19 protein-coding genes are annotated in these 21,423 nt (G+C 53.5%); 6 read left to right on the plus strand and 13 right to left on the minus strand.

What is annotated here, in order from left to right; translation table 11 throughout:
- Positions 1–126 precede the first annotated feature (126 nt).
- Positions 127–399, plus strand: coding sequence for an acylphosphatase (locus I2G61_RS13375; protein WP_083538686.1), 273 nt, complete (start codon positions 127–129; stop codon positions 397–399).
- Between the two features lie 233 nt (positions 400–632).
- On the opposite strand, the gene I2G61_RS13380 is transcribed toward I2G61_RS13375, so the two are convergent.
- Positions 633–2,552, minus strand: a complete 1,920-nt coding sequence (locus tag I2G61_RS13380; RefSeq protein ID WP_229056779.1) for a peptidoglycan-binding protein — start codon at positions 2,550–2,552, stop codon at positions 633–635.
- A 236-nt stretch (positions 2,553–2,788) separates the two neighbouring features.
- Here I2G61_RS13380 and adhE point away from each other — a divergent pair, with 236 nt between their 5' ends.
- Together adhE and I2G61_RS13390 are read left to right on the plus strand one after the other, a co-directional pair.
- Positions 2,789–5,416 (plus strand): bifunctional acetaldehyde-CoA/alcohol dehydrogenase, encoded by a 2,628-nt coding sequence (gene adhE, locus I2G61_RS13385; protein WP_072685936.1) that lies wholly within the window; start codon positions 2,789–2,791, stop codon positions 5,414–5,416.
- A gap of 393 nt (positions 5,417–5,809) precedes the next feature.
- Positions 5,810–6,508, plus strand: coding sequence for a GntR family transcriptional regulator (locus I2G61_RS13390; RefSeq protein WP_229056778.1), 699 nt, complete (start codon positions 5,810–5,812; stop codon positions 6,506–6,508).
- 187 nt (positions 6,509–6,695) lie between these two features.
- Here the strand turns inward: I2G61_RS13390 and I2G61_RS13395 are convergent, their stop codons facing one another.
- The 12 genes from I2G61_RS13395 to I2G61_RS13450 form a co-directional block, all read right to left on the minus strand.
- Positions 6,696–7,115 carry a PTS sugar transporter subunit IIA gene (locus I2G61_RS13395; RefSeq protein ID WP_072685932.1) on the minus strand — a complete coding sequence of 140 codons (420 nt, stop codon included), beginning with the start codon at positions 7,113–7,115 and terminating at the stop codon, positions 6,696–6,698.
- Positions 7,108–7,908: a BtpA/SgcQ family protein gene (locus I2G61_RS13400; RefSeq protein ID WP_139248677.1), complete on the minus strand. Its 801-nt coding sequence runs from the start codon at positions 7,906–7,908 to the stop codon at positions 7,108–7,110. Before I2G61_RS13400 ends, I2G61_RS13395 begins: the two co-directional genes overlap by 8 nt.
- A complete protein-coding gene (locus tag I2G61_RS13405; RefSeq protein WP_072685930.1) occupies positions 7,905–8,876 on the minus strand; it encodes a hypothetical protein in 972 nt (323 codons plus the stop codon). The genes I2G61_RS13400 and I2G61_RS13405 overlap by 4 nt, the downstream gene beginning before the upstream one ends.
- Complete coding sequence (locus I2G61_RS13410) at positions 8,867–9,628, minus strand: amidohydrolase family protein (protein ID WP_072685928.1); 762 nt, start codon at positions 9,626–9,628, stop codon at positions 8,867–8,869. The genes I2G61_RS13405 and I2G61_RS13410 overlap by 10 nt, the downstream gene beginning before the upstream one ends.
- Positions 9,629–9,640: 12 nt before the next feature.
- Positions 9,641–11,224 carry a PTS system mannose/fructose/sorbose family transporter subunit IID gene (locus I2G61_RS13415; RefSeq protein WP_195548336.1) on the minus strand — a complete coding sequence of 528 codons (1,584 nt, stop codon included), beginning with the start codon at positions 11,222–11,224 and terminating at the stop codon, positions 9,641–9,643.
- Between the two features lie 21 nt (positions 11,225–11,245).
- Positions 11,246–11,737, minus strand: a complete 492-nt coding sequence (locus tag I2G61_RS13420) for a PTS sugar transporter subunit IIB (RefSeq protein ID WP_195548337.1) — start codon at positions 11,735–11,737, stop codon at positions 11,246–11,248.
- A 2-nt stretch (positions 11,738–11,739) separates the two neighbouring features.
- A complete protein-coding gene (locus tag I2G61_RS13425; RefSeq protein ID WP_229100763.1) occupies positions 11,740–12,471 on the minus strand; it encodes an amidohydrolase family protein in 732 nt (243 codons plus the stop codon).
- Positions 12,472–12,716: 245 nt separating this feature from the next.
- Positions 12,717–14,777, minus strand: a complete 2,061-nt coding sequence (locus tag I2G61_RS13430; protein WP_195548339.1) for a PTS sugar transporter subunit IIC/EAL domain-containing protein — start codon at positions 14,775–14,777, stop codon at positions 12,717–12,719.
- 67 nt (positions 14,778–14,844) lie between these two features.
- Positions 14,845–15,585 carry a carboxylesterase gene (locus I2G61_RS13435; RefSeq protein ID WP_072685920.1) on the minus strand — a complete coding sequence of 247 codons (741 nt, stop codon included), beginning with the start codon at positions 15,583–15,585 and terminating at the stop codon, positions 14,845–14,847.
- Positions 15,582–16,319, minus strand: a complete 738-nt coding sequence (locus I2G61_RS13440) for an RNA methyltransferase (protein ID WP_072685918.1) — start codon at positions 16,317–16,319, stop codon at positions 15,582–15,584. The genes I2G61_RS13435 and I2G61_RS13440 overlap by 4 nt, the downstream gene beginning before the upstream one ends.
- An 84-nt stretch (positions 16,320–16,403) precedes the next feature.
- Positions 16,404–17,798 (minus strand): polysaccharide deacetylase family protein, encoded by a 1,395-nt coding sequence (locus I2G61_RS16800; protein ID WP_195548340.1) that lies wholly within the window; start codon positions 17,796–17,798, stop codon positions 16,404–16,406.
- 356 nt (positions 17,799–18,154) lie between these two features.
- Positions 18,155–18,967, minus strand: coding sequence for a MerR family transcriptional regulator (locus tag I2G61_RS13450; protein ID WP_072685914.1), 813 nt, complete (start codon positions 18,965–18,967; stop codon positions 18,155–18,157).
- A gap of 202 nt (positions 18,968–19,169) precedes the next feature.
- Here I2G61_RS13450 and I2G61_RS13455 point away from each other — a divergent pair, with 202 nt between their 5' ends.
- From I2G61_RS13455 to I2G61_RS13465, 3 genes are read left to right on the plus strand one after another with little or no spacing between them, the layout of a single operon-like run.
- Positions 19,170–19,532 (plus strand): rhodanese-like domain-containing protein, encoded by a 363-nt coding sequence (locus I2G61_RS13455; protein ID WP_229100762.1) that lies wholly within the window; start codon positions 19,170–19,172, stop codon positions 19,530–19,532.
- A complete protein-coding gene (locus I2G61_RS13460) occupies positions 19,496–19,999 on the plus strand; it encodes an Rrf2 family transcriptional regulator (protein ID WP_229056775.1) in 504 nt (167 codons plus the stop codon). Before I2G61_RS13455 ends, I2G61_RS13460 begins: the two co-directional genes overlap by 37 nt.
- The gene (locus I2G61_RS13465; protein ID WP_072685907.1) at positions 19,983–21,347 is read left to right on the plus strand and encodes an FAD-dependent oxidoreductase; all 1,365 of its coding nucleotides are present in this window, start codon (positions 19,983–19,985) and stop codon (positions 21,345–21,347) included. The genes I2G61_RS13460 and I2G61_RS13465 overlap by 17 nt, the downstream gene beginning before the upstream one ends.
- Positions 21,348–21,423 lie beyond the last annotated feature (76 nt).

The following is a 21,423-nucleotide window of genomic DNA, read 5'->3' on the forward strand; positions in this document are numbered from 1 at the left end:
AACTTATCATCTTGAAAATTCATATTTTCAGCACGTTCTTCGCTGGACAGGCCTTCCTTCTTCGCAGTACAATGAGATTAAACAAGGGTGAACCATATTCATAAAAGCAGAAAGGGCGGAGACATCATGGAAAGAATATATGCCGTAGTTCAGGGACAGGTCCAGGGCGTGGGCTTTCGATGGTTTGTCCAGTCGCTGGCCAATTCGCTGCAAATTACAGGCTGGATCCGCAACATGGAAAACGGGATGGTGGAAATGGAGCTGCAGGGCGAAACCGCAGCTTTGCATCAACTGCTGAGCCGGATCCGCAGGGGCGACCGGTTTATCCACGTCGAAAACCTCAGTTGCAAGCCGATCCCTACTCAATTAAAAGAAAAACGGTTTACCGTTCGTTATTGACTTGGAAATTCATGAAGCTTTATTCTGGATGCCCGACTTGCGGCATCTTTTTATTTTTACAGGCCGCCCGCACTTAAGCCTCCTGCAGCATCCTCCGCCGCAGTCTGACGTATCGCGAATGCGATTGTTCCTCATGCAATCCAGACAGAAAAAGGTCCGCGCTTACAGGCGAACCTTTTTCATGGCTTAATTCAATTCCTGCCGTGAAGATTCTCGTTACGTGAAGATTCTCGTTATAAATTCGACTGATCGTTATCCACGGAATACATCAAGCTTGTATAGTTCTCATATAAGAACCGGTACAACTCGAAATTCTGTTCCGACAAAGCCACCGCGTTGTTGGTCGCAATGCTGTACTGTTCGGAAATCGCACCCCAGGTATTTCGTCCGATGATCCCGTCAGCCGTTAAGCCCACGCGGGTCTGGAACGCCCGCACCGCTGCTTCCGTCGCCGCACCGAAGATGCCGTCGACGACCAGCTGATTGGAATTGCCCCAGCCCTGATTGATTACATTCAGCGCCATCTGCATGATGCTGACATTCTCACCGCGGCTGCCTAAGCGCAGCGACGTTCCCGGATAGGCCGGAATCTTCTGTGAGAGCGGCGGGACGATCGACTGCGTTTCCCGATACGCCCGCACCAGGGTATCCCAGGTCTGCCGGCCCACGATGCCGTCCGGCGTTAAGCCTGCCAGCCGCTGAAATGCCACGACAGCGTTGCGGGTCGAAGCGCCGAAGCTGCTGTCGATCTTCACCGTCGGCACGCGCGAGGTAAACAGCGCGATCTTCTGCAGGTAAAACTGAATTTCCTGCACATAGACATTGCGGTCGCCCTGGCGCAGCGCTCTTCCCGGATAAACGCCCGGCAGCCGGTCCTCAACACCTTCAGAACTCAGTTCGGCCAGCTTTTTCACCGCCACATAGATATAGGAAATTTTATACCACGTCGCTTTGCCGACAATGCCGTCCGCCGTCAGCGAGAACTGACGCTGAAACGCCCTGACCGCATTTTCCGTGCCTTCCCCGAAAATGCCGTCGATCGGATAGGTCGGCGGAATGTTCGGATAGTTCACGGCAATCCGGTTCAGCTGATTCTGGATGATCGCCACGCTGTCGCTGCGCACGCCGCGCTGCAGATTCAAGCCCGGGAACGATCCGGTAACCCCTTCGATCCGGCTTGTGTCAATCAATTCAATATCGTCGCCATAATAATATTGCAGGATTTCGAAAGCGTTGAGTCCCTTGTTCGCCTGATCGACGGTGCCCCATTGCTTTAAGCCTTTGCACCATACCTGCCGGCCGTCGCAATATTCCGCATAATACGGATTGACCGTGTTTACCTTGCGGATATATTCGTTGAAAATATCGTCGACGATCTTGCTGATGCTGGTAAAAATATCCCGGCCATACACGAAATACTGATCGAACGCCGTGCTGTTGGTGATATCGAACGAATAACCGCGGCTGCGGTACCATTCGGTATACACACGGTTCAAGCACAGTGAAATCTGACAGTAGATATTCGCGCGCAGACTCTGTTCCGGCCAGGTCGGATAAATTTCGCTGGACGCTACATTCTTAATGTAGTCCTTGAAGGTTACCGTCACATTCTGGGCATTGGATGTCGGCCGGCCCAGATGCACGGTTACATATTTCGGGATAATCGGATAATCCAGAATGTACGGCGCGATTGATTCCTCGGCATCGCCCGCGGCAACACTCTCGTTAAAGCCGCAGCAGCCCCCGCGCGAGCAGCCGCAGGAACGGGCCATGGAACGGGTCAGGGCATGTTCGGGAATCTCGATGAATTCCTCAAACTGCGGGGCCAGTTCCTCGTCGGCATTGAGCAGGTCCACCTGCAGCAGCGCTTCCTCCTGCGCAAAAATCTGAACGTTGCGGAATGTCCGGTCCGCAAATCCGGCCTTGGACACCGTTACATGCACCTGCGCGTACGGGGTTGTCTGGTTGTCGGGATTCAAGCTCAACTCGCGGTCGGGCGCTTCGATTCGAATTACCGGACTCTTCCCGTTCGCTCCGCTGCTTAACCGCAGGTTGATGGTCTGATCTTCGTTAGTCACCAAGATCGCCGCGCCTTCGATCGGCAGTGCTTGCTGAGCGACGGTTACTTCTACGATTAAAGTACCATATTGCATCGCTGTCACCTCCACTGCTACGATATGCGGCGGCGGCTTTTTCAGCTGGGCAGGCCGTCGGAATTCTGTCGATTTCTGAAGAATTTTGATGTAAGCGGTACCGGAAAAACTTTTTTTCAATGTAACCGTTTACTTGTGAAAAAGTTGTCATAAGCCTATTGCAACGTCCATTTCGACATGCTATAATCACACCCGTAAAGACAAGTGAAACAATTCACAACAAGGAGGATATTCTGATGGAAGAAACACTTAGCCCGGCTCAGGCGGAAGTCAATCAATTAGTTGAAAACGGCTTGAAAGCCCTGGATGACTTTTTAAAGCTGGATCAGGATCAGGTCGACTACATCGTCGCCAAATGTTCGGTCGCAGCCCTGGATAAACACGGCGAATTAGCCAAACTGGCGATTGAGGAAACCAAGCGCGGCGTCTTTGAAGACAAGGCCACCAAGAATCTGTTCGCCTGCGAATATGTTGTCAACCATATGCGGCATCTAAAATCGGTCGGCGTCATCAAGGAAGACGAGGTTCAGGGATTAACCTATGTCGCCGAACCAGTCGGCGTCGTCGCCGGCGTCACCCCGGTCACCAATCCGACGTCCACCGCGATTTTCAAGAGTTTGATCTGTCTGAAGACGAGAAACCCGATCATCTTCGGTTTCCATCCGAATGCCCAGCAGTGCTCCGTTGCGGCCGCCAAGGTCGTCTATGAAGCGGCGGTCAAAGCGGGCGCGCCGAAAAACTGCATTCAGTGGATCGAACATCCGAGCATGGAAGCAACCTCGGCGCTGATGAATCATCCGGGCGTCGCAACGATCCTGGCTACCGGCGGCAACGCGATGGTCAAGGCGGCGTACAGCTGCGGCAAGCCGGCCCTGGGCGTCGGCGCGGGCAACGTTCCAGCCTACATTGAAACGACCGCCGATATCAAACAGGCGGTCAACGACATCGCGCTGTCCAAGGCGTTTGACAATGGCATGATCTGCGCATCGGAACAAGCCGTCATCGTCGACAAGGAAATCTATGACGACGTCAAGGATCAGTTCAAAAATTACAATGTCCACTATGCAAATAAGAAAGAAAAAGAAATGCTCGAGCAGTACATGTTCGGCGTCAAGGCCTTCACCAAAAATGTCGGCGCAGCCAAGCTGAATCCGGATATCGTTGGTAAGTCCGCCGCCTGGATCGCCGAGCGGGCCGGCTTCACCGTCAATCCGCGCACCAGCATCATCATCGTGGAATGTAAGGAAGTCGGACCGAACGAACCGCTGACCCGCGAGAAATTATCGCCGGTGCTGGCCATGCTGAAAGCGGAATCGGTCGAAGATGGGTTCGATAAGGCGGAAGCGATGGTCATGTTCAACGGCATCGGTCACAGCGCCGCCATCCACACCGCCAACGCGGATTTGGCCAAGCGCTTCGGCGAACGGATCAAAGCCTGCCGGATCATCTGGAATTCACCGAGCACCTTCGGCGGCATCGGCAACGTCTACAACTCCTTTATCCCATCCCTGACCCTGGGCTGCGGCTCTTACGGCCACAACTCCGTATCGGACAACGTCAGCGCCGTCAATCTGCTGAATATCAAGAAGATCGGAAAAAGGAGAAACAATATGCAGTGGTTTAAAGTGCCGTCCAAGATCTATTTTGAAAGAGATTCCATCGAATATCTCCACAGCATGCGGGACGTGGAGCGGGTCTTCATCGTTACCGACCGCTCAATGGTCGATCTGGGCTATGTCACCCGCGTTACCGATCAGCTGGAACAGCGCCGCAACAAGGTTCAGGTTCAGCTGTTCTGCGACGTCGAACCGGATCCGTCCATCCAGACCGTCAAGAAGGGCCTGAGCCTGATGCAGGCGTTCCGGCCGGATACGATCATCGCAATCGGCGGCGGTTCCTCAATGGACGCGGCGAAGGGCATGTGGTTATTCTACGAACAGCCGGACGTTAACTTTGACGATCTGAAGCAGAAGTTCATGGACATCCGCAAGCGGGCCTTCCGCTATCCGGAACTGGGCAAAAAGTCCAAGCTGGTCTGCATCCCGACGACTTCCGGCACCGGTTCAGAAGTAACGCCGTTCGCCGTCATCACCGATAAAGAGGAAAACAAGAAATACCCGCTGACCGATTACTCCCTGACGCCGACCGTCGCGATCGTCGACCCAGCCCTGACGATGAGTCTGCCGGCTTCGATTACTGCCGACACCGGCATGGACGTGCTGACGCATGCGACGGAAGCTTATGTTTCCACGCTGGCCTCTGATTTCACCGATGGTCTGGCGCTGCAGGCGATCAAGATGGTCTTCGAATATCTGCCGCGGGCGGTTGCCAACGGCAAGAACGATCCGGAAGCGCGCGAAAAGATGCATAACGCCGCAACCTTGGCGGGCATGGCCTTCGCCAACGCATTCTTAGGCATGAATCATTCTCTGGCGCACAAGATCGGCGCTGAATTCCACGTGCCGCACGGCCGCGCCAACGCGATCTTACTGCCATACGTCATCCGCTATAACGGAACCAAGCCGGAAAAGCCGGGCGTCTGGCCGAAATACAACTATTACAAAGCCGATGAGAAATACGCGGAACTGGCCCGCTTGATCGGCCTGAAATTCAACACCGTTGAAGAAGGCGTCGTCGCCTATGCCAAAGCCTGCGCGGATCTGGGCGCGGACTGCGGCATCAAGATGAGCTTCAAGGAACAGGGTCTGGATGCAAAGGCCTGGGACGGCGCGAAGGAAAAGATCGCTTATCTGGCTTACGAGGACCAGTGCTCCCCAGCCAATCCGCGCGTGCCGATGGTCAACGATATGATCGACATCCTGCGGGCTTCCTATGAAGGCGACACCAGCTATTACACGAAATAAACGAGTCCGCCTTTCCCTTCTTCATACCAATCATTTCTGTTGGAACTGATATTCCTCAGTTCAGACGTTCCACCTTTCCTGAATCCCGTTCCGGCGCCGCTTCGCCGGGTCGGGATTTTTCTGTTTACGCTTAAAAGTATACCGGATTGAGAAAACAAGGCAGTCCGTCAGACTTTGTTTTCGTTCATCGTTCAAGCTTATTTTAAAATTTGCCGCATAAAACCCGCGGACACCGTAACTTTCCGCAGCGTCAGAACGGCCGGGTTACATTGAAAACCCACTTTATCCATGGTATAATGAGGCCAATAAAATTGATCTACCATGCGGAAGGAATCTTATAGAATGACCTCGGAAATCAATGGGAATGCGTCGGAAAAAAAAGCGCCTTTATACATGAAAATTTATGAGATTATCCTGAGTCGGATAGAAACAGGGCAATATCCTGAGAATTCAAGTCTGCCTTCGGAACTCGATTTTCAGAAAGAATTCAATGTCAGCCGGATCACTATCCGCCGATCGCTGAAAGATCTGGAAGACGCCGGCTATATCAGCCGCAAACGGGGAAAACTGGCAAAAGTGATGCCGTTAAGAACCTACAGCAACCTTGGCGAGGTCGTTGGTTTTTCAACTTCGCTTAAGAAATCCGGCGGCCGGCCCTCGTCGATCATTCTGCAGTTTAAAACCGAGCCTGCCAATCCGCTGGTCAGCGAATATCTTCAGCTTCCGTTAGGCGGGGAGGTTTACTTTTTAAAACGGCTGCGTTTAAAGAACGGCCGGATTATCGGCGTTCATGACACGTATATTCACCCGCAGATCGGCTGCCTGATCAAACCGGAAGATCTGGATGAAAATACCTCGCTTTATGAGTTATATGAAACGTTGGGAATTCAGATCGGCTGCGCGGATGAAATCATAGAAGCCCGCATCGCCTCGCGCCAGCTGAAACAGGAACTATTCATCAGCGAAGATGAACCGATCATGTATCGGGAGCGGATTACCTACACTGCGGACAACAAACCGATTGAGTTTTCGCAAAACAGCTATCGGGCGCTCGATTACAAATATGTCGTCCATTTAAATAACACACGTTAGCGAGATCGTTGAGAAAGCAGCGCGCGGAGAAACCGGCGTGATCGCCCTTGAGAAACCGGCTTGCGACGAATCTTCAAGCTCCAGTATTCCTGTTGGAGCTTTTTCGTTTTATAAAAGACCTGAGGTCAAAACAAAAACCCCATCAGCGGCTTAAACACGTCAAGCCGTCGATGGGGTTGATTTCCGGTTATACTGAATCGGATGATTTCATCAGAGCTGCCGGATCATAACAACGAATTTGATCCTGCGCCTGCTCGATCAGCGTTTTCAATCGTTCCTGCGTCATCTTGGATGCGGGCAGCGTCAACAGCTCCAGAAGCAAAGCCAGATTCACGCCGGTTACAACGAAACCTGTCTCTTTCGCGCAGACCTGCATCGCGGCGTTAAAGGGAGAGGCGCCGAACAGATCAGTGACGATGCAGTAAGTTTCGTTCACCTGACGAAACCGCTCTGTTTTTTTCCGCATCTGTTCCATCAGCGTTTCAATACTGCAGCCATCTTCAAAGCAGAGAATTTCCAGCGACGGCGCGGCGCGGACGATCATCATCACCGCACGCTCAAACCCTTCAGCGAGGGTGCTGTGGGTACACAAGAGAACATTACCCATGGTTTTTCCTTGCCAGCCAGCCGCGGCGGGCTTCGTTATAAAAGAACCGCGCTTTGTCCAGATTGACAGGATTGCGCATATCGCCGTCTTTTATCCAGGTTGCGACCGACACGCCGTCATAAACTTTCATCAATTCATAAATATTATCGCCGGTTGCCCGGCCGCCGAGAATAACCGGAGTCTGCGGAAGCTTCGGACGAAGCTTTTCAAGCAACGCCAGACTTTCCTGCTGATCCTTTCCGCTCAGAAACAGGCCGTCGGCATAGGCCCGCTGCACGATCCGCACCGCTTCTTCAATCTTATCCGGCGCTCCCAGAAAATGCCCGCTGACTTCCTGCGCATCCGCATACACAGGCATCGTGCTGCCCAGCTTTTTTTTCAATTCCAGAATCTCGGCACATTGCCCTTCAACCAGACCGCATAAGCTGACGCTGAGACCGGTATATAAATATTCGACCCGGATAAAATCTGCCTGCGCCGCTTCCGCGACCGCTAATGAAGCGACGCCGTCCCAGTTTACCAGAATTCCCAGAAGCTTATCGGGAAATGTCTTCCGCAGGGTTACCGCCAGCGCCGTCATAAAGGTCAGAGTCTGGGGCTGAGCCTGTTGACGCAGCGGACCGTCATGCATATTCTGCAAAATAAAACCATCATAGCCAATCTCCGCCAACTGCCGGGCTTCCGCCATCAAATTGGCAGCAATCTCCGGAAAACGCCGGCCCTGATTCAAATAACTTCCCGGCATGGCCTCCGGCTGCAGCATCGCCAGGATGCGCGATCGTTCAGACATCATTCCGTTTCTTCCCTCCTTCTGAAATATTCCGGCTTCCAGGCCCATAAAGCGCTGAACAAGGCCGCCGGCGGCAGCACGCCCAGTTCCGTGATATAGGCGGTGATGAACTCCGGCGCAATCGGAACGCACCCCTGAACATGGAAATCAAGACGTTCAGCATCCGCCTCCGCCATTCCTGCGGCCATTTTGAAGCGCAAATCTTTCGGTTCGATCACCTTGCCGCCGCCCTGCAGCGCCCTCATATCCGCCTTTTGAGCCGTTGTCAGCACATAATATGGAACATGCTGCCAATGCGCCAGCAGCGCAGCCATCTCCGAACCCGCCGTATTCAAGGCCGTTCCGTCTGGATAAAAGGTTTCCGCGCCGATCAACACGGCGTCGCACCCCTTCAGCCCCTGGCAAAGCGCCGCATCCGGAATGAATGAAACAGACTGATGCGTCTGAACACAGGTTTTGACAAACGGAAGACCGCCGCTGATCGTCCGGCTCTCCGCGATGACAATCTCCGTATCGGAAGCCAGCTGCTGAACCACCGCATCCACCGTGCTGGAATAATCATAAAGCAGAATTTTCCGGCAGTTTTTCAATAATGCGGAAGCCGTGGCAATAATTGCCTGACGATGCGCGCGGCCGGCGGACTGAAATTGTTCCACAGCCGCCTGCACTGCGCGGCCGACCTCAAAGTCCGCCTGAAGCTGAGTCTGGATCCGGGCGCTCAGCTCGCTGACGGCGTTGATGATCGCATAGCTGGACTGGCCCCGGGTCGCGCAGCAATAATCAAGCAGCTGGTTGATCAGGATCAGGCCGGCCGGCGAGGAATCCTGCCGGCCGATCTCCCCGACGATCTGACTGATCCGGTCGATATGCGCCGAAGCGCCCAGCACCCGCGGGACTACGATATCGTCAAACAACGGCCGGGCTGCTTCCGGCAGCGCGTTCCGCAGCGCTTCCTTTTCCATCAGCCGCATACATTCACCGCTTTCGCATTCTCAAACAAATCCGGAAGCAGCCGGCGGGCATTTTCCGCATAGATGTTTTGCAGCTGCGTCTTCGTTAATCCATAATAATTCAATTTCATGACCTCCAGTTCTGTAAAATACTCCGGGAAGTCGCTGCCGAACAGAAATCGCTCAGGCGCCAGCACGCGCAAGGCTTTCTGCAGGGCCGGGGCTTCGCAGGCGACCGAAGTCTCCAGCATCAGATTGGGAACTTCTTGGCACAGATCAACCGTTCCGTATTGGAAATCGCCTGCCCCCATGTGCAGCAGAACAAATGTCAGCTGCGGAAAGCGCCGGAAATACTTCAGCCACTGATCGGGCGCTCCGCGGTGTGTGGAACCGGTAAAAATTTTGACCACCGCCTGATGCTGCGCGCAAACGACCAGGATCGCATTGATCGTGGATTCCAGCTTTTCCGGCAGGAACCCGCACTCCAGAGAATCCATTTCGATCAGCCTCACCTGATGATCGCTCAAAACCCGGCGGGTTTCCGCAACGGCTTCGTCCTGTTTCGGATTGATGACGGCACAGGGAATGATCTGCGGATATTGCCGATGCAGGGCGATCACCGCATCGTTGGCCGACGCCATGGACGCCCCTTCGAAAGTGGAAAGAACACGGTAAGCGATATGATTCGCCCGCATATCCTCCAGTTGTTCTTCAATCTCGTATTGATGGGACTGCGCATTTCTGCGCAAATGGGCATGAAAATCAAAAATCATAATCGCCCCTCCTTAAGCCAGAATGCCAAGAGCCACCCCGGCAATTCCCAGCAGGAAGACCGCGATCATCAAAACGATCATGTTCACTTTCTTCCGTCCCATTAACCAGACCATCAGCAGCGTCAGAAGCAGCGGAAGCAAGTTCGGCATTAACCCGTCGAGCACTTCCTGAAGCTGGATCACGTCGTCGCCCGCCGCAAACTGAATCGCCAGATTGATCGAAACCAGCGAGGAGATAAAACCGCCGCAAATTAACGACGCGGCGATTCCGGCATATTTTGTAATTTTATCCAGGATGCCGCCCATCTGCAGCCGCGCGACTAAATTCAAGCCGCCCAGATAGCCTTTGAAAATACCGAAATAGCGAACTAACAGCTGAACAAGCGTCATCACCAGGACAAACACAACCGCTCCCGCGGCGCTGGTGTAATGACTGGCCATGATCATTGAACAGCCCAATCCGGCCATGATCGGCCGCAATGTGCCATGGATGAGGGAATCGCCAATGCCGGCTAACGGCCCCATCAGCGCCACTTTAATCTGATTGATCGATTCCGGATCGATATCATGGCTGCGGGCATTCCGCTCTTCCATCGCGGCGGAAATCCCGATGCAGAAAGACGCCATCCGGCCCTCCGTCAGAAACAGCTGCGTATGCCGCTGATAGGCTTCCGCCTTGTCCTTCGGATCGGTATAGACCTCTTCAATAACCGGAATCAGGCCCTGGACAATCCCCGGCGCTTCCTGTTTTGTATTGGAACAGCCGCTTTCAATCGCCAGAGAATACATGTAGGTTTTCCACAGCGTCTTTTTGCTCAGATGATTCGGCGTTCCTTCCTGCGCTGAGGAGGACAAAACGGTCTGCGGCGCGTCTTCTTTTTCCACATAGTAATTCAGGGCGACGCAGACTAGCGCAATCGCCGCCATTCCGATCATATTGATTCCCAGATACGCCGCGATGATAAAGCCCAGGACAAAATAAGGCCAGGAACTCTTGTTTTTAATCGTCCCCAACAACAACGCAACGCCCACGGCGCCCAACATGCCGCCGCCGGCGCGCACGCCGCTGGTCAGCCAGGCCGGGATGACGTTCAGGAAATTCTGAACGACTTCCGCTCCGAAGTAAACGGCGATGAACGTCGGCAGTCCGAATAAGATATAATTGACGATCGCCGGCATCAGCGACGTCCAGATCTTAATCCCCCGGACATCCGCTTTCTTTGCGGCTTTTTCTACCTGACGGGTCGTGAATTCCTGCAGTGTTGCGTTCCGGAATTGACGGCCGATCAGACCTAACAATGAAATCGGGATCGCCGTCGTAATTCCCAGCGCGGCGCTGCCGGACAGACAGGCCAGAGCCGTAGCGATTCCCGCACTGATCACCTCATCCGGCGGAACTGCGGTCCCGACATAGACGACAGCCAGAAACATCAGTTCAATCGTGACGCCGACCTCCAATCCCATCGGCAGATTATTGAAAATCAGACTGACGATCGGCCCCAGACAAATTGGCCGGTAAATGAAAGTCGACAGAAAGGCTTTATCCAAAAATCCCAGCCAGACGACGAGCGAGACTAAAAATGCTTTCAGTAACATAAGTTCTCCTTTCCGGTTTGTTTATTTTTGTTGCAGAATCTTAAGCTCTTTTCCCCGTTCCTCTGGAACGGCTTTAATGGTCATTTTAGCGCAGGACGCCGCCAGCGCTTTCAGCGTTTCGACATCCTGATCGTTGACATACAGATAGTCAAGAACATGCCGGATTCCGGCTTTTTTCTCGTCAAAGCTCATATTTCCCAAGATGATCTCCCGGGCTTTCACATCCAATCCTGCCCGGACCATGTCCAGCATCGCCTGCGGCGTGCGGACAATCATCAGCGTCCGCCGGGCGGAGGTGTCCTCATTGATCAGCTTCAGGGCAGCCTCCTGCGACAGGACTTCCAAATGAATCCCCGACGGGACCGCCAGCGCCAGAATCATCCGGAGCATCGGATCCGCGGCGCTCTTCTCGTCTACAACCAGAATTTGTTCCGCCCTCGCTTCCGCAATCCATTTTGTAATGATTTGCCCATGAATTAACCGATCGTCAATCCGAATCACGGTAATCTCCATCTTTATCCCTCCGCTTTCTGCCATAATTCTTCAATGTTGCGGTAATAAACGTCTTCCAGTTCAGTTTGCGAAAAACCTAGCAGCTGGATTTTGCGGACTTCGGTTTCGATCGGCTTATATGGCCAGTCAACGCCGAACAAGATCCGCCGGGATCCAATTTCGCAGGCAGCTTTAAGCAGCACGTCGCGCTGGTATTGCACGGATGTTTCAAGGTAAATATTGGGAACATCGCGCACCGCCTCAACGACGGTATAACCAAACTCCCGGCTTCCCATGTGTGTGAAAACAAACGGATGATCAGGAAACATCTTCGCGTAGCGGATCCAGGCAAACGGGGTGCACAGCGGACTGGTTCCGACATGAACCTGGACCTGAACCGGATATTCAAAAATATGCGCGAGGACCTCCTGCAGCTGCGGTGTATTATCAGAATAATACCCATGTTTCCAGGGATGAAATTTCACGCCGACCATGTGCCGCTGCCCCAGATCCAGATCAATTTCCTGATGGACATCGGGCGCCTTGGGATTGATGAACGCATAACCCCGAATCTGTTCTGGATACAACTGCATGGCTTCATAGACAAGGTCGTTCTGGCGGCGATTATCGGTACCGGACAGACTGCTGATACCGGTTTGCGTGATGCCATGGCTGAGCATGTCCTTTACGAGCTGATGAACGTCATGAGGATCGCCAGAGCTGGTTGTCCCCAGATGAGAATGAGCGTCGAGCATTTTCAAACGGATCACCTCTTCTTTCGTCAAGCAAGCTGCGCATCTTGTTATACCTTTATACTAACATGTCATATAAAAATGTCAATTATGAATACATGATATAACAAGTTTATTCGCAATTATTCTATGTTCCGCTTGAAATTTGAGGCAATTTTGCGTTCCTGTCACCAAATTTCGTCCCGCTGAACAAAAAAAGACAAGGCTTGATAGGATGATGCCTTGTCCCAAACTTTGCGTTTTTCAGTTTACCGCTGCGCTTCGATCTCCCGGATTACCGTCCGCAGCTGTTTCAGCGGCACCGCCGGACTGTATAAATACCCCTGATAATGCGTACAGCCCAATTCTTTCAGCAAGTCGCGCAGTTCTGCAGTTTCGACATATTCCGCGATGACCGTGAAGTTCATCGATTGGGCCAGATACAGAATTGACTGGATGATCTGCCGTCCGCTCGCGTTCACCCGGGCATTTTTCACCAGACTGCCATCCAGCTTGACAAGCTCAAACTGACTGCTCTGCAAATACTTCAGCGACGTACTGCCCATTGAGAAATCATCGACTGCCAGCGAATAGCCCAGATCTTTAAACTCCTTCAGCCGCTGGCGCATCGCCTCGTCCAGAAGCAGCGTGTTCTGCTCCGTCACCTCAATGCAATACCGGCCTTTCGGCACCGGATGTTGCCGGAGAAAATCCGCGAACACCTCCGATTTCAAGGTATCGACGGTGACGTTCATCGAAATCACCGCGTCGATCCCGCTGAAATCCGCCTGCAGCACCTGCGTGAACACCGCCATCTCCAGCGCCTGCAGCTGATCGGTTTCCTTTGCCAGATCAATGATCAGCGGCGGGGGAACCTTGCCATAGCGGGGATGAGTGTACCGCAGCAGCGCTTCCACGCCGAAGCAGTGGTTTTCCGCGTCAAACTGCGGCTGATAGCCCATTTCAATATGGTTCTGCTGCAAATCGTTGTTAATCTCCGCCGCCAGCAGCTTTGCGAAATTGCCAACGGCGCCATGCATTCCGATCAAATTCGCCGATTTGCCCTGCTCCATTTGGGCGTCCAGCGTTTCGATCAGCTCGCTCATCTGCTGCTGCGACTGGCGGATCAGCATCTTATCGTAAAGCAGCACAAACGGCGCGTAAATTCCTACGCCCAGCGCAATGTTCACAATCTGAAGCAGCGCTCCTGTCCACGATCGGGTTGCCAGATAGCCGCTGATCAACGCTGGCGTCGTCCATTCCACGCCCTGCACGCACACCGGAACCCATCCCATTCCCATCGCCAGCGACGAGGTGAACAGACAGACTAAGGGAGTCAGTAAAAACGGAATCACAAACACCGGATTAAACACAACCGGCAGGCCGAAAATCATCAGCTCATTGATATTGAACAACATCGGAATGACCGCCGTTTTTGCCAGCGTCCGGCTGACGCGCTGACGGCTGAACAACATCAGCGCGATCAGCAGACAGATCAATGTCCCGCAGCCGCCGATGAATACAAAATTATCCAGAAATGTCTTGGTAAAGATCTCCGTCGGCGCCATTCCGGCCGCCGCCGCGGCAACGTTGATCTGCATTCCCTCCTGAAACAGGGAACGTGAAACATTCTCCAGAACGTTGGCGCCATGGATTCCCAAAAGCCACAGCACGGAAGACAAAAACACAAACAACGCCGAACTGACCAGCCCCCGTCCCATGTGCCGGAACAACGTATTGGACAACAGCACAAACACTTCCTGGAAACTTTCAATATGGAACACCAGCCGGATTCCCTCGTTGAACACCGCCGCCCCCAGCAGCACCGCCAGCATCGGCAGAATCGCCGTCAGCGCCTGATTGAAATTGTAATCCGCGCCGGGGGTAAAGAAATGCTCGTCCGGCAGCTTCCGCCGCAGCCAGCAATACGTAAAGCTTGTAAAGAATGCCGCGCACACCGCGGTAAACGTTCCGACCGCTCCCGCCGATTCCAGCTTGAGGCCGCCGTTGAGAATGATGAACACCATGACGGCCGCCGGCGGAACGATCCAATCCCCAGCCAGCGGTTTCTCCTCGGTCTGCAGCGCGCCCCAGGCCAGACACCCTGTCAGCAGCACCGACAGAATGCCGAAGGTACATTGATAAAGCAGTTCCGCCAGTTCTTCGATAAAAGCCAGCGCAGGAAAATAACCCGCAAACGTTCGAATCAATAACGAAAAGGACCCGATCATTAAAATCGGAATCGCGATCGTCAATCCCGCCCTGACCGCGCGGATCAGTCGGCAGGATTCCATTTTCGCCAAGCCGGCGCTGAACTTCTCTTTCCGCATGTTTTTCTCCCTGATTTCTTCTATTATACCGCATTTCATGCGGAACGTCCGGCTTTCTTTGTCCAAATTACGAACGGGAATGCGGTTTTGCGGATGCCTGACCCCAGCGATCGTCGATAAACTGCCGGATCAGACTGAACGCGTCCTCGCGGCAGCCCTCGTTTTCCAACAGCTCATGACCGCAGGCCTCAAAGCAGACGAGCTGTTTGCGCTCGCTTTGAATTTGATGATAGGCGTATTGCGAAGACGACAGCGGCACAAATTCATCCTGCAGCCCCTGCAAAATCAATGTCGGACAGCTCACCTTTTTCACGGCCGGCTTCAGCTTTTTCACCAGCTCAAAAAACTGCGGGAAATACTCATATTCCAACAACCGCTCCTCCATATACGCCTTGAACTGCGATTCGCTGTGCTTCAAAATCGCGGCATATTTGGGAATCAGCCGGCTGACTGTTTCCAGATTCATATACTCAAATGCCGGCGCGACCAGCACGAGTTTATCCACCGCCAGAAACGAAGCCAGAAACGCGGCGATCACCCCGCCCATCGAAAACCCCAGCAGCGTCACCTCATATCCTTTTTCCAGATAGGCCGTGACCTCCTGGTTGGCGCGCGCCACCCAGATCAGCCATTCCTTGTCATTTTTATCTTCGTCGTACAGATCAAAACAGCGATATTCCAGTCTGGAATCCGTCTCGCACATCGTTTTCAGGTAGTGAAAATCTTCCTGCTTGCGCCGGCCGAAGCCATGAATCGCGATCAGAACCCGTTTTCTGCGGCGCCTGGCAAATAAGCCAGGCCGGATCATCCGCGCCTCCGATAGCGATACAGGCAGATGCCCGCCGCGACCGCAACGTTCAGCGATTCAAAGCTGGACATTTCGATAAACGCCCGCTGATCGCAGATTTCCAGCGTCGCCGGCCGGATTCCCTGTCCTTCATTGCCCAGCACCAGGGCCACGTTTTCAACGATCGGCAGTTCGCTCAGGGGCTGCGCTTCATGCAGCGCCGTCGCGATCACCATAACCCCTTTTTCCTTCAGCGACCTCAGCGCCGGGATCAGTTCAATCCGCGAAATTGCGATGTGAAACAGCGCGCCCTGGGTGGAGCGCACGCATTTTTCATTGTAGACATCGGCGCAGTCGGGCGAAAGCAGCACCTGATCGAAACCAAACGCCACCGCCGTACGGATGATCGTTCCGACGTTGCCGGGATCCTGCACCCCATCCAGCGCCACAATCCGCGAATTCCTCGATTTCCGGCTGACCTTCTGCGCACAGACGGCGATCAGCCAGGCGCCGGACACATTGGCGCTGAGCTTGCGCATGACGCTCTCGCTGCAGACGATCGCTTCCTTTTCCTGATGAAACGGATTTGTCCGGCCAGCTTCGACCAACAGCAGTTCAACCACGCCTGCTTTCAGAGCCTCACCGATCAGATGTTCGCCCTCGATCAGAAACTGACCTGTCTGATCACGATATTTTTTCTGCTGGAGCTTCGCCCAGTTTTTTACTTTCTCATTCATCGGGGAATTGATTTCCATAAATCCGCCTCCTGTTGTCTCTCTCATTATGATAATCAATCGGCGTGGAAAAAACCAGAATCTTTTTCGATTCCGGTTTCATTTTTATTCTGACGCCGCTTGACGGTCCGTGTGCGGATACGCGCAATTATAGGTTTTCCCGGGCTCCAGCTGGATTCCGCGGGCTTCAAACAATTCGCTGACGGTCACCAGCTGATACCCTTTCTCACTCAGCCATTCGATCACCCGGACGCTGGCCTGGGCCGTCGGCTCATACATATCATGCATCAGGATGATATCGCCGTCCTGAACCTCGCGCAAGACCACATCCACTGATTTATCGGCATTCTGATGCGCCCAGTCGCGCGTGTCAATCGACCACAGGATCAGCGGATACGGCGAGGTTTTCTTCAGCATATCGTTATACGCTCCATAGGTTGGACGAACTAACAGTTCCTGCTGCTCCAGAGATCCCGCCTCCCCGATCGCATCCCAGGTCGCGCTGAATTGATCGAGTATGCCCTGGCTGCTCTGCTTGGTCAGATCGACATGCCCGAACGTATGGTTGCCGACTTCGCTGCCTTCCGTAAGCATCCGCGCGACGATATCCTTGTGATTTGCGACCCGGCTGCCCAGCACGAAGAAAGTTGCCGCACCGTCATGTTCCTGCAGCGCGTCCAGAATCACCGGCGTCACCTGTCGGTTCGGTCCATCGTCATAGGTCATCGCAACCATCGGCCGGGTCGGGTCGATGATCCGGCCCCGGGCCTGCAGCCCCAGCAGATTGCGCGTATCCTCATCGACATAGCCGATGACTTTATTCAGCGGAATCACCGCGATCAGCTCCTCGCTCTGAGCAGGTAATGTCTGCGGCGGCAGAACGACGCGCAGTTCGTCTTCGTTCAGAAACAATTCCGCCTTGTTATCAATCAGCACGTTCTCATCGACTTCATAATCCGGATTGGTCGTTTCCGGCACCAGTGTTGTCAAGAAGCTGCGCATTAAAAAAGCCAGATGCTTCATGCCGTCCGCTGAAAACAGATCGCTGAAGCGAATCAGCCGATCCTGCTGCAGATCGAAGGTCCAGGCCCGGACTTCTTTCATGTTGATGGCGCCGGTCCGCTCAAAGCTGATCTGCACTGAGCCGTACCGTTCGTTCAGCTCATAGGATTCATAATCAGCATATAGGGTACACAACCCTTCGACACCCTGATTTTCCTGTTCAAATCTTGCGATTGCTTCGTTGACGGCCGCTTCGATATTCGCGTCGATCTCCGCGCTGTTTAAATGCGGATAGTACACCGCGATCGCCCGCTGGCCAGTCACCTTGATCTTCTGTTTCATCTTTCCGATACGATGATTTTCCTCAATCGTCTGACGCATCGCTTCCGGCAGACGCCGCCGCTGACTTTCCCGCTGCCACGACTGGCCGATCAGAACACAGGCCGCTATTAAAATGAAAAGACAAATCCCCAACCGACATTTTGTTTTTGTTTTCACGCTTCTCACCTTCGTTATCACTGTATGTTCTTAGCGAAGAAAAAAGACGTTGAAACAACCCCGGGTGCTTACTCCGTTCAGGGCAAACCTGGAATTTCCCAACACGAAGCAGACAGGATGAAATGTGATCTCTCCCTTCATCCTGCCTGTTTTATCTTTGTCGGTATTCAAATAAGAATCCAAACTCTCCCAGCTTTCATGGCTTGATGAAAAGATCAGCGAGAACCCTTTTGATCAGCAAAAAAACATCAGAAAGTTTGCTTTTCCTTCCTGATGTTTCTCGCATTTCAAGCCTTGATTGAACTGTTTCCTGTCCCTTTCAGCAGGGTTCAGCAAACAGCATTGAACAGACTCTTTCAGCCCCGGCGGATCGGGATCTGAACTTCTGTCAGCCAGTCTTCTTCCGAGTCCTGATTCCAGATACCGTCGATATAGCTCTCGCGTGGTTCACCGATGATTTCGGCGTGATTGTCCTCCACCCACTGCATCAAAGCGGCATAAACCTCGCTGAAGCCTTCATAGCCGCCTTTAAACAACGCGCAGGCCGCTTCCACCGCCGGTTCTTTGCGGAACTGGACGTCGTCGAAATCCGGCTTCATCACTTCGACCGCCTGACAGATCTCGGCGTGAATGTCCTTTTCCCGGTATTCGCCATCCAGTTCTTTTACGAAGCAATATTCCGGCTGTGTGCATTTCAGATCCGGATACCGTGAGGCAACCTTCGCTCCCGTCGCCGGGATCTCGCCAAGCAGATCACGATACGCGGGCAGGGCCACCTTGCGGGCCATCACGATGCATTCCGGCAATTCTTTGACGATAACATTGATTTTCATAACGCTCTCCTTTGCGCCTGTCGTTAAGACGCGTTCAATGCGGCGAAACTGATGCTGCAGCGAATCAAGATCGGCGGCGATCTGACAGCGGCGCTGGCTCAGAGCGTCGTTTTCACTCACTTCGCCATGCAGAATCCTGCGGATCAGCGCCACGCCAAGTCCCAGCTGCCGCCATTGCTGAATCTGAGCCAATGCGATCAGCTGTTCCGTCGAATACCAGCGGTATCCAGTCTCCTCGTCGATCTGCTTCGGCCGCAGCAGACCGATCGAATCATAATACCGCAGTGTTTTGACCGTCGTCTTTCCCATTTTTGAAAAATCTCCTATTTTCAGCATCTTGTTTCCTCCTCCGCAAACAAAGCATAGATCCTCCCTTAACGGGAGTGTCAACTGTTTTCTCAAGAAAAGTTGATTTTTTCTATCTTATCATGAATTTATGTGTTTTTCTGCTTTTCAGAGTGTGTTCATGTTGACAGAATAAACTGTAACTATTATGATTACAGTATCAAAAGAACATTTCGTTCTTTCGGAGGAACTCATGTTGCCATTCTTTTCCCGCTTCTTCAACAAAACGATGAAGAAACAACCCATCCGGCTGACGCCCGCGCAGGCGAAACAGAAAATGGAGAGCGAACCGGTTACGATCCTCGACGTACGCCAGCCGCAGGAGTTTGCCCAGGGGCATATTCCCGGAGCGATCAATCTGCCCAACGAAACGATCGCACACACCGCGCTGGCCACTTTGAGCGATGAGGACGCCGTGCTGCTGGTGTATTGCCGGTCAGGTCATATCAGCGCGCAGGCCGCAAACAAACTGGTCCAGCTCGGCTACAACCACGTCTATGATTTCGGCGGGCTGCTTCAATGGCCTTACGAAACGGTTCGCAAGGGGCAGAAATGACCAGCGAGCTGACCGTCGCGATTCACGCCGCGGTGTATCTGGCGCATAAAAACGCCCCGCAGTCCAGCGAGGAACTGGCTGTCAACATCTGCACCCATCCAGTGCGGGTCCGCAAGATCATGGCTGCCTTGTGCCGGGCCGGGATCGCGATCTCCCAAGAAGGCAGCGAGGGCGGCTACCGCCTGTGCCGCAAGCCTCAGGAAATTACGCTGCGCCAGATTGCCGACGCGCTGCACGCCGCGTTGGTGGAAAGCCGGTGGCAAAGCGGCGATCCCGAAATGAGCTGTCTGGTCGCCTCCGGCATGGCGCGGGAAATGGATAAAATCTACCGCCAGTTAAACGAACAATGTCTGGAAAGTCTGGATCGGCTGACGCTGTGGGATCTGCTTCAGGATCTCTTTGTCACGCAGCCGGAACAGATCATCATGAATAAAAAGGAGGAACCCATTCATGAAAACATACGATAATCTGATCATCGGCTTCGGCAAAGGGGGAAAAACGCTGGCTGCCAGCCTGGCGAAAGCCGGCCAGCGCACAGCGCTGGTTGAAAAATCACCGTTAATGTATGGCGGCACATGCATCAACGTCGCCTGCCTGCCAACCAAATCCTTAGAAAACAGCGCCCGCCAGTCTGCGATTCAAGGTGGGGATGACGCTGCCCGGCAGCTTCATTTCCGGCAGGCAATCGAGGAAAAACGCCGCCTGACCGCAATGCTGCGGAAGAAAAATTATGACAAGCTTGTTTCCTCCGGCGTCGAAGTGATGGATGGAGAAGCGTCCTTTCTCGATGATCATCACGTCCAGGTTTTGACAAAAGAAGGCCCGGAAATTCTTGAAGCTCACCGCATTTTCATCAATACCGGAGCGAAGCCGTTTGTCCCGGACATTCCCGGATTGAAGCAGAGTCCGCGGGTTTATCTCAGCGAAAGCATCATGGAATTGGAAACGCTGCCGCGGCGGCTGGTCATTTTGGGCGGCGGCTACATCGGACTGGAATTCGCTTCGATGTTCGCAAATTTTGGATCTCAGGTCACCATCCTGCAGCCCAACCAGCGGTTTCTGCCGCGTGAGGATCTTGAGATCGCGGATGCGGTGGAAACGAGCCTGGCCCGCCGGGGCGTGCGGCTAATGCGCAATACGGCGTTAAAGGAAGTGCGGGATGAAGCTGCGGAAACCGTTCTGATTTTAAAGCAGGACGAAATGGATTCAGAACTGCGCTGCGACGCACTGTTAGTCGCGACAGGCCGGCGTCCGCAGCTGGACAATCTGCATCCGGAAGCGGCGGGGATCGCCCTGACTTCCCGCGGCGCAATCGCCGTCAACGAACAGCTGAAGACCTCGGTCGATCATATCTGGGCGATGGGCGACGTCACCGGGGGTCTGCAATTCACCTATATCTCGCTGGATGATTCACGGATCGTCACCGACGCTCTGAATTCGGGACCGCGCACCACCGCCAATCGAGGTGCGGTGCCTTACAGCGTCTTTATGGATCCGCCGTTCTCCCGTGTCGGTTTGAGCGAAGATGAAGCCCGAAGCGCCGGCTATGATCTTAAAATTGCCAGAATTCCGGCCGCTGCCATCCCGAAGGCGCAGGTATTACGCAAGACCGACGGCCTGTTAAAAGTAATTATCGACGCGAAAACCGATCAGATACTCGGCGCGCACTTCTTCTGTGAGGAATCGCATGAAATGATCAATCTGATCAAGCTGGCGATGGACGCCAAACTTCCGTATCCCGTTCTGCGCGATGGCATTTACACTCATCCGACGATGAGCGAAGGTCTCAACGACCTGTTCGCCGCCGTGCTTTAAGTCTAACCTTCCTTATTTATTATCAAAACCACCCGTAAAACGGGTGGTATCCTCTGGCCCTATAAGGGCCTTTTGT

The organism is Holdemania sp. 1001095H_141210_F2 (assembly GCF_015558105.1).
GTDB lineage: Bacteria > Bacillota_I > Bacilli_A > Erysipelotrichales > Erysipelotrichaceae > Holdemania.

Excerpts from the sequence above, each read along its gene's own strand:
- I2G61_RS13455 (WP_229100762.1), top strand. The coding sequence starts at position 19,170 with ATGTTGCCATTCTTTTCCCGCTTCTTCAACAAAACGATGAAGAAACAA.
- I2G61_RS13435 (WP_072685920.1), bottom strand. The coding sequence starts at position 15,585 with ATGATCCGGCCTGGCTTATTTGCCAGGCGCCGCAGAAAACGGGTTCTG.
- I2G61_RS13390 (WP_229056778.1), top strand. The coding sequence starts at position 5,810 with ATGAAAATTTATGAGATTATCCTGAGTCGGATAGAAACAGGGCAATAT.
- I2G61_RS13430 (WP_195548339.1), bottom strand. The coding sequence starts at position 14,777 with ATGCGGAAAGAGAAGTTCAGCGCCGGCTTGGCGAAAATGGAATCCTGC.
- I2G61_RS13440 (WP_072685918.1), bottom strand. The coding sequence starts at position 16,319 with ATGGAAATCAATTCCCCGATGAATGAGAAAGTAAAAAACTGGGCGAAG.
- I2G61_RS13415 (WP_195548336.1), bottom strand. The coding sequence starts at position 11,224 with ATGTTACTGAAAGCATTTTTAGTCTCGCTCGTCGTCTGGCTGGGATTT.
- adhE (WP_072685936.1), top strand. The coding sequence starts at position 2,789 with ATGGAAGAAACACTTAGCCCGGCTCAGGCGGAAGTCAATCAATTAGTT.
- I2G61_RS13420 (WP_195548337.1), bottom strand. The coding sequence starts at position 11,737 with ATGGAGATTACCGTGATTCGGATTGACGATCGGTTAATTCATGGGCAA.
- I2G61_RS13405 (WP_072685930.1), bottom strand. The coding sequence starts at position 8,876 with ATGCGGCTGATGGAAAAGGAAGCGCTGCGGAACGCGCTGCCGGAAGCA.
- I2G61_RS13380 (WP_229056779.1), bottom strand. The coding sequence starts at position 2,552 with ATGCAATATGGTACTTTAATCGTAGAAGTAACCGTCGCTCAGCAAGCA.
- I2G61_RS13375 (WP_083538686.1), top strand. The coding sequence starts at position 127 with ATGGAAAGAATATATGCCGTAGTTCAGGGACAGGTCCAGGGCGTGGGC.
- I2G61_RS13395 (WP_072685932.1), bottom strand. The coding sequence starts at position 7,115 with ATGGGTAATGTTCTCTTGTGTACCCACAGCACCCTCGCTGAAGGGTTT.
- I2G61_RS13425 (WP_229100763.1), bottom strand. The coding sequence starts at position 12,471 with ATGCTCGACGCTCATTCTCATCTGGGGACAACCAGCTCTGGCGATCCT.
- I2G61_RS13410 (WP_072685928.1), bottom strand. The coding sequence starts at position 9,628 with ATGATTTTTGATTTTCATGCCCATTTGCGCAGAAATGCGCAGTCCCAT.
- I2G61_RS13450 (WP_072685914.1), bottom strand. The coding sequence starts at position 18,967 with ATGCTGAAAATAGGAGATTTTTCAAAAATGGGAAAGACGACGGTCAAA.
- I2G61_RS13465 (WP_072685907.1), top strand. The coding sequence starts at position 19,983 with ATGAAAACATACGATAATCTGATCATCGGCTTCGGCAAAGGGGGAAAA.
- I2G61_RS13400 (WP_139248677.1), bottom strand. The coding sequence starts at position 7,908 with ATGATGTCTGAACGATCGCGCATCCTGGCGATGCTGCAGCCGGAGGCC.
- I2G61_RS13460 (WP_229056775.1), top strand. The coding sequence starts at position 19,496 with ATGGCCTTACGAAACGGTTCGCAAGGGGCAGAAATGACCAGCGAGCTG.